The sequence below is a fragment of the Streptomyces anthophorae genome, assembly GCF_049310305.1.
Classification (GTDB): Bacteria; Actinomycetota; Actinomycetes; order Streptomycetales; family Streptomycetaceae; genus Streptomyces.
Window position 1 is genome coordinate 7753326 of sequence record NZ_JBLWQQ010000001.1, and the last position, 12156, is coordinate 7765481.

The window sequence follows — 12156 nt, forward strand, 5'->3', positions numbered from 1 at the left end:
TCGGCGTGCGGGTGGTGACTGGCTTGATTCCGCCCTGTCGCAGTCAGTAGCGGAGTTGCCGCAGCAGTAGCTGCAGTCGGTGACCAGGCCGCGCGGTGCCGAGGTGGCTCCAGCTCGGTCAGGCGCGTGTGGTCGGCCGGGCCCGGTCCGGTTTCGCGTCGTCCCGACGGGTCTGCCGGTACGGTCCGTCGATCACCGCCCGTGACCAGTCCAGTTTCTCGGCCTGGTGCAGCTCCGTCAGCAGTACTTGGTGCAGCCGCTGCCACACCCCGGCCTCGTTCCAGTCCCGCAGACGACGCCAGCAGGTCATGCCCGAACCGAAGCCGAGCTCCTGCGGTAGCCACTCCCACTGGATCCCGGTGTGCAGCACGAACAAGATGCCCTGCAGGCATCGGCGGTCATCCAACGGCAGCCGCCCTGGATGCCGCTTCCGTCGCTGCCGGGTCGGCAACAATGGCTCCACCCGCGTCCACAGGTCGTCTGTCACCTGCCAGGGCGGCCCCTTTCTCTTCTCCATTCCTCATCCAACTACAGGACTGGGCAGGGGAGATGAGCCCTGAGAGCCAGTTCCGTGGCAGCGGAAGGGGCTAACAGAGTGATCTTGAGCTCATGCTGGTGCTCAGTCATCGGAGAAGCCCGTATGGGGACCGTCTTCTGCGGAGCCCGCAGTCCGGGCGGGGTCCATCAGTGACGCGAGATGGGTGCTGTCGCGCAGCGGGTCGATCTGGCGTACCTGCATCGCGCAGCTGAAGCCGTCGGTGAGTACCGAGGCGTCGTTGGCGGTATCCAAGGCCGGTCGGATCGAGTGCTCGGCCACCTTCATCGACACATCGAAGTGCTCGGCCTCGAAGCCGAAGTTGCCGGCGACACCGCAGCAGGAGGAGGACACCGTGATGTCCGGGACACCCCAGTGCCGCAGTACGCGACGCTGGGCCTCCGAGCCGAACACCGCGTGCTCATGGCAGTGCGTTTGCAGGACCGCGCGCTCCGGGGGCGGTGCGCTCGGCTTCCACCCGTGTGTGAGCGCGTCGTCCATGGCTGTGGCGAACGACTGCACGCGAGCGGCGACTCGCTGCGCCGCGGCGCCGCCGACGAGTTTCGGGCCGTCGTCTCGGATGGCGGCCGCACAGCTCGGTTCGAGTACGACGATCGGCCGGTCGGTGCCGTCGTCGAAGCGAGTGATCAGGCGGCGGAGTCGGCGTCGTGCGCCATCGCGCTGGCCGGTGGAGATCCAGGTCAGTCCGCAGCAGGCGGAAGGAGTGCATCCGGCCGTTCTGCCGCTCTCGCCGAGCACCCGAGCTGCGGCGGGTATCACTTCGGGGCGGAACGCCCGGGTGAAGCTGTCGGCGAAGACCAGGACGTCGGCACGGTCGGAAAACTGGGCCTCACGGATGCGACGCCGTGTCACGCGCGCTGATATGAACGCGGGGAGACGGCGTCGTGCGCTCACTCCGAGACGTTCGCCGATGCGGCGTGCGATCCGGTTGCGTGCCACGAAGTTGGCGAGGGGCGCGACCCGAGTGAGAAGGGGGAGCCACCTCGGCAGCCACCCGATGGAGTAGTGGGTGAAGGGACGTGGCTTGCCGCGATAGTGCTCGCTCACGAGCTCCGACTTGGCCTCGGCGATGTCGACACCGGTCGGGCAGTCACTTGAGCATGCCTTGCACGAAAGGCAGAGGTCGAGGGCTTCTCGCACCTCGGGACTCGACCAGCCGGACAGGTTGCCACCCTTGGTGCGCGTCAGTTCCTGCAACACACGGGCACGGCCTCGGGTCGAGTCCTTCTCGTCCCTCGTCGCCCGATAGCTCGGGCACATGAATCCACCGGAGGTCGCACGGCATCGTCCTACGCCGATGCACGCATGGGTGTTCCCGGCGAACGGCAATGTTCCCTCTGGACCCCGCCCAGGTTCGGGTAGACCTTCGAGTGCAAGAGAGGCCGCGAACGGTGCCGGGTCGACGATGATGCCTGGGTTGAGCAGCTCTGCGGGGTCCCAGCTCTTCTTGAACGCCCGGAAGAGTTCGACCATCTCGGGGGAGTACATGACCTCGAGCAACTCGCTGCGCGCTCGGCCGTCGCCGTGTTCGCCGGAGAGAGTGCCGCCGTGCGACACGACGAGCGCGGCTGCTTCCCGGGTGAAGTTCACGAAGTCCTGGCGGCCGTGCTCGCTGCGCAGGTCGTAATCGAGTCGCATGTGCACACAGCCCGCTCCGAAGTGGCCATACATGAACGCGCTGTAGCCGTACTTGCGCACCACAGAAAGGAGCTCGGCGAGATAGTCGGCAAGCCTCTCGGGCGCGACAGCCGAGTCCTCCCAGCCGGGCCAGGTCTGTACCCCGTCAATGCGGCGTGACGACAGGCCGGCCCCGTCTTCGCGTACCTTCCACAGCTTTGCGCGTTCGTGCGGATCAGTCACGATGGTGTGGTCGAGCACGCGGCCATCGGCACGCAGAGTGTCGAGGAGCCGCTCGCAGTCCGCCGATGCGCGCTCGATCGTGTCGGCTGAGAACTCGACCATCAGGTAGGCGTTACCGCGTGGCAGTGAGTCGACGCTGGCCGCGCCTCGTCGGTGGCGCATGATGTCCACGATCGACAGGTCGAGCCCTTCCACCGCTGTGGGCTTTGCCGCGAGGATGGGCATCACGTCCCGAGCGGACTCGACCGTGTTCTCATAACCCAGGCACAGCAGCGCGGTGGTTCGGGGCTTCGGGACCACAGCGACTCGTGCACGCACAATGATCGCGCAGGTCCCTTCGCTGCCGGCGAGGGCGCGGGCGACGTCGAATCCGTTCTCCGGCAGCAGCGCGCCCAGTTGGTATCCGGAGACCTGGCGCGGGATCCTTCCCAGCTCCGTCCGGATCAGACCGAGGTGCTTCTGCGCGAACGAGCGCAGCGCGGCGTCGAGTTCGGCGGCGCGTGTCACCGAAGTGTGGTCTCGCTCATCGACGGCCCGGATTCCGTCACGTCCGGCACGGAGGAACGCCCCGTCGGCGGTGACGAGTTCCACCTCGCGCACATGGTGGGCCATGCGCCCGTACGCCACGGAGTGATTGCCGCACGCGTCGTTGCCGATCGAGCCCCCGATCGTCGCTCGCGAGACGGACGACGGATCCGGCGCAAAGGTCAGTTCTCCGGCCGACTGTCTCTCGACGGCGCTGCGCAGTTCCCCGAGCACCACACCTGCATCGGCCCAGACGGTCCGCGCGTCGACGTCCACCTCCTCCATCGTGGTCATCCACCGTGAGACGTCGATGACGACACCCTCCCCTACGGAGTTGCCCGCCATCGACGTCCCGCCACCCCGGGTAGTGAGGGGAACGCCGTGCTCGGCGCAGAGCCGCACGATCTCGCGGACGTCGTGTACATGCCTCGGGAACGCCACCGCTGCGGGACGCATTCGGTAGTTCGATGCGTCGTAGGAGTATTCCCATCGGCGTCGGGCGGAATCGTCGATGTCGATCGCTCGATCTTGAAGATTCTGCATCAACGATCCCATGCCGGCGGCGATTCTCGACATCAGGTGTGCTGCTCCAGTTCTTGTGCTGCATCCAAAGCGTATGGGCGTACGCGGGCGGGAACGCCCCAATTCGCTACGTCTCGGGTCGGTGACTGGACAATAAACTTCGTGTCCACTTTCACGTCACCTTCGACGGGTATTCTCCGGTGACGTGGACGGCCACCTGATTCGGAACTCTGCCCCGGTGCTCGGGGGCTTCAGACCCTCTCGCGCCCGAGTTTCGCGTAGACCGACGGACGCTTCTTGCGCAGGAAGAGGGCGTAGAGCATGCCGCCGATGAACAGGGCGAAGGTAAAAGCCATGAAGATCACCGTCATGAGAGTCGACCCTCCAATCAGTTCGGAGTAGTTGATGATGGCCAGATAGGTCACGCCCCCCAGAAACAGCATGCTGATGGCCGGAGCAAGCACGGTGTTCCATAGGGCTTCGGGGTTCTCGCGACGCCGCCGAAGGAAGTGGACCAGTACCGCGAGGCTCACGATGAACATCAGCAGGAGCACGCTGAAGGTGCCGCTGCCGCTGGCGATCGGGTAAATGCTGTCAGGGGCGGTACCGGCTACGGCGAACACGACCGTGGCCACGGTCCAGACGGCGCCGATGGTCAACGCCGAGACATAGGGCGAGCGGTGACGATGGTGCACACGGCCGAGCGTCTTCGGCAGCGCCCCGTCCTGGGCGAGTGAGAAGCTGTAGCGGGCGGCGATGTTCTGAGTCGAGAGCATCGTCGCGAGTACGGACGTGAGCAGGAGTACCGTGACGGCATCGGTGAAGACCGTTCCGAGCAGCTGCCCCGCGGAGTTGTTGAACAGCCCGACGGTGTCAGCCCGTGCGGCCCCCTGCGCCCGGTCCGCGCCGAGGAACGCGATGTACGCCCACGCTGCGACGACATAGAACACGCCGATGCCGGCGACGGCCAGGTACGTCGCACGCGGAATGGTGCGATCCGGGCTCTTGACCTCGTCACGGAAGATTACGGTGGCCTCGAAGCCGAGGAAGTTTCCTATCGCGAACAGGAGCGCCACGCCAACCCCGGAGTCCGTCAGCCACGGCATCGAGAACCCGATCCCGTGAGCGACGCGCTCGTCGCTGGTCGCGAATGAAGCGACGTCATAGGCGACGACGGTCACGACTTCGAGGATCATCGCGACCGTGAGCACCTTCGCCGAGAGGTCGATACGACAGTAGGCGAGGAAGGTGGTGGCGGCGGTGATCGCGATCGCATACCAATACCACGGAATTTCGGGCCCATTGAGGGTGTTCGTGACGAACCCCTGCAGCGTGACCGCGAAGAACGACGGTGCGAAGAAGCCGATACAGAGGTAGCCGATGAGCGCCAGGAACGCGCCTCCGAGGCCGGCTGACTTGCCTAGGCCGGCGGTCACGAAGGAATAGAACCCACCGGGGTTCTCGACCGACCGACTCATCTTCACAAAGCCGGCCGAGAAGATGAGCAGCATCACCGTCGTGATGATGTAGATGCCGGGCGCGGTCTTGCCGCTGAACATCAGGAGCACGGGCATGGTACCCGCCACGGTTGCCAGGGGGGAGGCAAAGGCAAGAACGCTCATTACGAGCTCCCCGACTCCCATATTGCCGCGGAGCCGAAGTCCCTCGGCCGCTGGTATATGCGTCGCTACTTCGACGTTGCCGACCATGTGGGCCCCTTCGTTGAAGGATCTGGGATAGCGTGAAGCTACTGGCGATCCCTCTTGGCTTTCTGTGCCGGAGTGGGACACTCCGACGGGTGGGCCGAGAAATGCGGAAGGCTGGTTCGCCCTCCCCCGGCGAACCAGCCTTCCGTACGGCGAACTCAGTGCCCGGTCGAAGCCGGTGCGGTGGCCCCCAGCTTGCTCAGGTCGACGACGTCGTGCAGCGGTTCGCCGACCTTCCAGCGGCGCAGGTTCTCGACGAAGCAGTCCACGACGCGACTGCGCCAGCCCACGAGGTCTCCCGATGCGTGCGGCGACACGAGGATGTTGTTGCGCGACCAGAAAGGACTGTCGGCCGGCAGCGGTTCCTGCTCGAAGACATCGAGTGCCACGGCATTGAGATGACCGTCGTCGACGGCGGCGAGCAGGTCTTCCGCGACCACTACAGCCCCCCGTCCGACGTTGACCAACCGGGCACCCCGACGCATCTGATTGAGCCGGGCGGCGTCGAACAGGCCGCGTGTGTCCTCGGTGAGCGGCAGGGTCAACACGACGTCGTCCGCTTCGGGGAGCAATGCGTCGAGATCCGTGATGGCCGCGATGGCACCGAGCGTCGGGTCCTGGCGGGCGGTACGGCCCACGACGGTGACATCCATTCCTGCAGCGCGAAGGAGCAGCACAGTCTCCCGCCCCACCGGGCCGGGACCCGCGACGAGTACCTTGCGTCCCTGGATCGGCTCGGTCTCCCTGTGTTGCCAGCGGTGTTGTTGCTGGAGTTCGATCGTGCGACGCAGGTCCTTGGCGAACATCACCAGCACGCCGAGGACCCATTCCGCGATCGGACGCTCGCAGACACCGCGCGAGTTGCTGGCGACGACATCGCTGTTCACGATCGGTTCGGTCAGGAGCGGATCCATGCCAATGCTGGAGGTGTGGATCCAGCGGAGCCGTCCCGGCCCCACTTCGCGCAGCAGCGTGCTGCGGAAGTCGTTGAGGAACAGGATCTCGGCGTGGTCCTGAGCGGCCCGCAGCTCGTCTGCCGTGCGTACGACAATGACGTCCGCTTCTGCTTCCACAGCTGCAAGCGGTGGCACTTGGCCTTCCCGAGGCACGATGACGATGACCTTCGGGCGGTGCATATCTTCTCCCCACTTCGTGCGGCGTCTCATTTCCAGGCGCCGCATGTTGTTCATCGGTAGCGGCTACCAGCCGCCTTGCCATCCACTGGTCAGGCCGTACGGGAGGCGCTGCGGCTCCTCGTCCGGCAGCTTCTGCAGGAAGTCGAAGTCGCATCCTTCGTCGGCCTGTGTGACATGGTCGATGAAGAGTCGGCCGTAGCCGCGGCGGTACTTCGGAGCGGGCAGTTCGACGTCTGCGAGACGCCGTTCGATCTCCTCGTCCGGGATATCGAGATCGAGCCGTTGACCCTCTACGTCGAGCACGATGGGGTCACCGTCTCGCACGGCGGCCAGCGGTCCGCCGACGGCGGCCTCGGGGGAGACGTGCAGGACGGTGGTGCCGAACGCAGTGCCGCTCATGCGGGCATCCGAGATGCGCACGACGTCACGGATGCCCCGGCGAAGAAGCCGTTCGGGGATCGGCAGCATCCCCCACTCCGGCATGCCGGGCGCACCCGCGGGCCCGCTGTTGCGCAGCACCAGCACGGAGTCCTCGGTGATGGCAAGGTCAGGGTCGTCGATCCGACGCCCGAGGTCGTAGATGTCCTCGAAAACGACGGCCGGGCCGCGATGCTTCAGCAGCTCGGGCGACGCGGCACTCCGCTTGATGACCGCACCGTTGGGAGCCAACGACCCGCGCACGACCGCGATGCCGCCCGAGGCGTCGAAGGGTTCGTCGAGCTTGCTGATGACATCACCGTCCGGCTCGGCGGCCTCGCGGTAGCCGTCGGCCAGCGTCTTCCCCGTGACGGTGATTGCGTCACTGTGCAGCAGGGGATCGAGCTCCTTCAGCACGGCAGAGACGCCGCCGGCGTTGAAGAGTTGCTTGATGAGGTGTTCGCCCGACGGGCGCACATTCACGATCCGGGGGGTGCGCTGCGAGATCTCGTGGAAGCGGTCCAACCGCAACTCGTAGCCGACCCGCCGCGCCAGAGCGAGGAGGTGCACGACCGCGTTGGTCGAACCGCCGACAGCCATGAGCAGGGCTATCGCATTGTCGAAGGCGTCCTCGGTGAGTACCTCGCTGGGCCTGGGCCCTTGCGAGAGTGCCATCTCGACCGCGCGCCGACCAGTGGCCTCGGCCGCCGAAGCCCTGCGAGAGTCCACGGCGGGGATCGAGGCGGTTCCCGGCAGACACATGCCGAGCGCCTCCACGAGCGAGGTCATGGTCGAGGCCGTGCCCATCTCGCTGCAGTGTCCGGCGGTGGGCTTCGCACTCGCCTCAAGCTCGTTGAAGTCGTCCTGCGTGATGGTGCCCGCGCGGAGCTCGTCGGCGTACTTCCAGGTGTCGGTGCCGACGCCGAGCTGACGACCGCGGAAGTAGGCAGGCTCCTGAGGACCACCGGTGAGCATGATCGTCGGAACGTCGGCGCTTGCCGCACCCATGAGTTGTGCGGGAACTGTCTTGTCGCACCCACCGAGCAGCACGATCGCGTCGAGCGGGTAGGCCCGGATCGACTCCTCGACGTCCATGGCCATGAGGTTGCGGAACTGCATGGCTGACGGCTTCATCAGGCTCTCGCCGAGCGAGATGGTGGGGAACTCGAGCGGCAAGCCACCTGCCATCAGTACGCCGCGCTTGACGGCATCGGCCAGCAGCTTGAAGTGGATGTTGCAGTTCACCAGCTCCGACCACGAGTTCGCGATGCCGACGACCGGCCGGTCCTTGATGGCGAACTTCGAGAAGCCTTCGGCCTGGATCGCGGTTCGGTGGATGAATCCCGTGAGGTCGTGCGGGCCGAACCACCGCGCGCTGCGGAGATTACTGGTGTTCGGGTCGGACATGTGTGTGGCGCTCCTTGAACAGGGCGTGGTGCGGATGGGGTCGCGGGGAGGCGGGCCGACTGCGAGGGGTAGGTCAGGCTGCGGTGGTGCCGCCGTCGACGGCCATGTTGGTGCCCGTCGCGAAGGTGCTTCCGACGGCCAGGAACCAGACGGCCCGTGCGATCTCCTCGGGATGTGCGAGACGGCGGAGCGGGACGGTGGCCTCCTTCTCGCGCAGCGACGCATCGAGGTTGCTCGCGTCGAGCCCGCCACGCAGCATGGGGGTGTCGATCGGGCCTGGACTCACGACGTTGACACGCACGGTTGGCGCGAGTTCGATCGCGAGAGCGCGGCTGAGGCCGACAACACCGGCCTTCGCGGCGCTGTAGTGCGCCAGTCCGGCAGCCCCCATGGTGGCCATGTCGGAGGCGACGTTCACGATCGCGCCCTGACCCGCAGCCCGCATGTGCAGCCCTGCCTCGCGGGAAACGTAGAACGTGCCCGACAGGTTGGTCTCGATCACCTCGCGCCATGCCCCGTCGTCCAGGTCCTCGAGCAGCGAGGCTCTGGCGACGCCCGCGGCGTTGACCGCCACGTCGAGCCCTCCGAGCTCCTGGATCGTTGCGCGCACCGCACTGGTTGCCGAGGCGGAGTCGGAGACATCGGCGTGGAATGTATGGGCACGGTCGCCGATATCGTCGGCCACACGGCTCAGCTCGTTGGCACGCCGGCCCAGCAGGGCCACGGTGGCCCCGCGCGCGGCGAAGAGTTTCGCCGTGGCCTCGCCGACGCCGGAGGTGGCACCCGTGATCAGCACGCGCATGTTCTCGGGCACGATGTGGTGCAGTGGTTCGCTCATGGCCGCCGGAACTCCCTCGTGACTCAGCAGGACCGATGTGAGTCAGTACAGCAGCGCGGCGAGAGCCCCTGGTGTTCCAGATTGACACACCACTTCCCAGGTCGACGTTCCTAGGCTGACGTGCACGACGCCCCCAAGAACGCCTGCCCGGGAGCGCCAGTTGGAACGTTCACGAGACCTGTGTCAGCCGAAGGAGTCGCTGTGAAGAGTCAAAACCGGGTCGGAGTCGGTCTCATCTCCGTCGGAGTGATGGGGCGGCTGCACGCGCGCTCCTACCTCCAGGCGCAGCAGTTCTTCCCCGAACTGCCTAAGGGGGCCGAACTTGTGATCGCCGCAGACCCGGATCCGAACGGACGCGCCCACGCAACGGAAGCGCTCGGGTTCCGCGAGACGACGACCGACTACCGCGAACTTCTCGCGCATCCGGACGTGGACGTCGTGTCCATCTGCTCGCCCAACTTCCTGCACCACGAGATCGCGCTGGCGACCATCGAGGCGGGCAAGCACTTCTGGATCGAAAAGCCCATGGGCCGCAGTGCCCGTGAGTCCCGGGAGATCGCGGAGGGCGCGGCCGCGGCGGGACTCTTCACGGCGGTCGGATTCAATTACCGTCACGCTCCGGCGGTCGCCGAGGCGCGCCGACTGATCCGCTCCGGTGAGCTCGGTCGCATCACCAACCTGCAGCTCCGCATGATCACCAGTTACGCGTCCGATCCCAACCAGGCCTTCACCTGGCGGTACGAGCAGGCCCAGGCCGGCTCGGGGGTGCTCGGTGACGTTCTGAGTCACGGCTTCGACCTGGCGCAGTACCTCGTGGCTCCGATCACCTCGGTCAACGCGGTCACCGAGCGCTTCATCCCGAAGCGTCCATTGCCCGGAGGGGGGAATCGGGAGGTCGAGAACGAGGATTACGCCGCGATTCTCGCCCGCTTCGATGGAGGCGCCATCGGCATCCTGGAGTCGACACGTGTCGCCGTCGGCCCGCACGCCGAGTACATCATCGAGGTCTACGGCACCGAGGGTTCGCTGCGGTGGAACTTCGACCGCATGAACCAGCTCGAGGTGGCCGACAACGGCAGTGGCTACCGAACGATCATGACCGGCACATCGTTCGGAGACTTCGGACGCTTCCAGCCGAATGCCGGGCCCGGCATCGGGTTCAACGACCTCAAGACGATCGAGGCGGCGCTGTTCCTGCGCTCGGTGGCCGAGGGCAAGCAGCTCGCACCGTCGGCGGCCGACGGCTGGTCGGCCTCCGAGCTGGTGGATGTGTCCCTGCGTAGCGCTGACTCCGGCAAGTGGGTCGACGTCCCCGCCGTCGACGGAGCCACCACGACGCAGGCGTAGACACCCCAATAGCCGGAAGGGCCGGAGACCCACGGAGTCTCCGGCCCTTCCTTCTGTGCACCTCGTCAGGCGGCGGTGTAGGTCGCATCGACGACGATGTCGCTGCCGCTTACATACGACGACTCGTCAGAAGCGAGGAACACCACCGCGGCCGAAACCTCTGCCGGGCGCGCCCAGCGGCCGAAGCGTGAACTCTCGGGCGGAACAGCGGTGGGGTCGGACCGGAGGAGAGGGGTGTCGGTCTCCCCGGGGCAGACCGTATTCACCCGAATCCCATCCTCCGCGAGTTCGAGTGCGGCGGCCTTGGTCATGCCGCGCACCGCCCACTTCGACGCGACGTAACTGAAGTTGTCCTCGAAGCCGACCAGGCCCGAAGTCGATGAGATGTTGATGATCGACCCTCCGCCGGCTCTGCGCATCGGGCGGAGGACTGCCCGCATGCCAAGGAAGGTGCCCACCTGATTGATATCGGTCACGCGCCGGAAGTCCGCTTCGGCCACGGTCTCGACGCGGTGCGCGGCGGCGACACCGGCATTGTTGACGAGCGTGTCGAGCTTTCCGAACTTCTCACATGTGGCCGCGACGGCGTGCTCCCAATCGGAGGCGGATCTGACATCCCCGTGCAAGACCAGCAGGTGTTCTGCACCGAACTCCTCCGGGAGGGTGGACGATTCACCAGCACTGATGTCGAAAACGGCTACGTCGGCGCCCTCGCGGGCAAGGGCACGGGCGTGACTCAGCCCCATCCCCTGTGCGCCTCCGCTGACAAGCGCAACCTTGCCCCGCAGCCGTGCGGCAGGAAGGTACGTCACCTCGCCCGCCTCACTGCGCTTGAAGTTCGACTGCAGTGCCAGTCTCGGCCGATCGCTGTGCCGCATCGGCGATGAGCAAGGCCGCGCGGCCATCGTCGAAGGTCGGACTGGCTGAGTCCTCGCCGCGCACGAGCCCGATGAACGCAGCCAGTTCGAGCGCATACGCCTCGGCATACCGCTCCAGGAAGAAGTCGACGTAGGGCCGCTTCGCCTCGACCGCCGATGCGGAGGAGAGGCGCACCAGACTGGAGGGCGCGTTGCCGACCTCCAACATCCCCTTCGCGCCGAACGCTTCGAGGCGCTGGTCGTAACCAATGGCGCTGTGCCTTGAGTTCGAGATCGTGACGACGGCGCCGGACGCGGCGCGCAGTGTCACCACAGCCGTGTCGAAATCTCCGTGCTCGCGGGCGCCCGGGTCGAACAGCTGCGCTCCGGTCGCGCTCACCTCGACGATGTCACCGACGAAAAAGCGGGCCATGTCGAAGTCGTGGATGGTCATGTCCCGAAAGATGCCGCCCGAGACCTTGATGTATGCGGCCGGCGGGGGGCCGGGGTCCCGGCTGACGATCGCGAGCTGTTCCAGGTCGCCGATTTCTCCGGCCCGGACCCGGGCATGGGCCTCCGCGAAGTCCGGGTCGAAGCGCTGGTTGAACCCCAGCGCGACAGGCACCTGGCTCGAGGCCACCTTGGGCCGCAGCGCGTCGACCCGGGCGATGTCGAGGTCGATCGGTTTCTCGCACAGCACGGGGAGCCCCGCATCTACGCATGCCTCGATCAGGTCCACATGGGTGGGGGTCGGCGATGCGACGACCACGGCGTCCAGTTGTCCGCAGCCTATGAGTTCCGCGGGAGAGTCCGTGACCTTGCCCCCGAAGCGGGCGGCCACGTCCGACGCGCCCTCGACCAAGGGATCTGCGACCCAGGACAGTTCGGACGCAGGGCTCGCGGCGATGCTCGCCGCGTGCACCTGCCCAATGCGTCCGGTACCGATGAGTCCGAACCGAAGGGGTTTCTGTGGCATGAAGCAACG

8 protein-coding genes and 1 pseudogene are annotated in these 12156 nt (G+C 66.5%); 1 reads left to right on the top strand and 8 read right to left on the bottom strand.

Going from position 1 to position 12156, the window contains the following annotated elements:
- Nucleotides 1–122: 122 nt before the first annotated feature.
- From ACNYS0_RS35240 to ACNYS0_RS35265, 6 genes and pseudogenes are all read right to left on the bottom strand, one after another.
- Nucleotides 123–517 (bottom strand): annotated as a pseudogene (locus tag ACNYS0_RS35240) (transposase); the annotation flags it as partial.
- Between the two features lie 102 nt (nucleotides 518–619).
- Nucleotides 620–3517: an FAD-binding and (Fe-S)-binding domain-containing protein gene (locus ACNYS0_RS35245; protein ID WP_422479582.1), complete on the bottom strand. Its 2898-nt coding sequence runs from the start codon at nucleotides 3515–3517 to the stop codon at nucleotides 620–622.
- Between the two features lie 197 nt (nucleotides 3518–3714).
- The gene (locus ACNYS0_RS35250; RefSeq protein WP_422479584.1) at nucleotides 3715–5085 is read right to left on the bottom strand and encodes an APC family permease; all 1371 of its coding nucleotides are present in this window, start codon (nucleotides 5083–5085) and stop codon (nucleotides 3715–3717) included.
- 242 nt (nucleotides 5086–5327) lie between these two features.
- A complete protein-coding gene (locus ACNYS0_RS35255; protein ID WP_422479586.1) occupies nucleotides 5328–6359 on the bottom strand; it encodes a D-2-hydroxyacid dehydrogenase in 1032 nt (343 codons plus the stop codon).
- Nucleotides 6360–6368: 9 nt separating this feature from the next.
- Entirely contained in the window at nucleotides 6369–8129 is a 1761-nt protein-coding gene (locus ACNYS0_RS35260) for an IlvD/Edd family dehydratase (RefSeq protein ID WP_422479588.1), read from the bottom strand.
- A 73-nt stretch (nucleotides 8130–8202) separates the two neighbouring features.
- Nucleotides 8203–8967: an SDR family NAD(P)-dependent oxidoreductase gene (locus tag ACNYS0_RS35265; protein ID WP_422479590.1), complete on the bottom strand. Its 765-nt coding sequence runs from the start codon at nucleotides 8965–8967 to the stop codon at nucleotides 8203–8205.
- A 201-nt stretch (nucleotides 8968–9168) separates the two neighbouring features.
- Here ACNYS0_RS35265 and ACNYS0_RS35270 point away from each other — a divergent pair, with 201 nt between their 5' ends.
- A complete protein-coding gene (locus ACNYS0_RS35270) occupies nucleotides 9169–10314 on the top strand; it encodes a Gfo/Idh/MocA family protein (RefSeq protein WP_422479592.1) in 1146 nt (381 codons plus the stop codon).
- A gap of 65 nt (nucleotides 10315–10379) precedes the next feature.
- Here ACNYS0_RS35270 and ACNYS0_RS35275 read toward each other — a convergent pair whose 3' ends face one another.
- Entirely contained in the window at nucleotides 10380–11192 is an 813-nt protein-coding gene (locus tag ACNYS0_RS35275) for an SDR family oxidoreductase (RefSeq protein WP_422479594.1), read from the bottom strand.
- Nucleotides 11137–12147, bottom strand: a complete 1011-nt coding sequence (iolG, locus tag ACNYS0_RS35280; protein WP_422479596.1) for an inositol 2-dehydrogenase — start codon at nucleotides 12145–12147, stop codon at nucleotides 11137–11139. Before iolG ends, ACNYS0_RS35275 begins: the two co-directional genes overlap by 56 nt.
- Between the last annotated feature and the right edge of the window lie 9 nt (nucleotides 12148–12156).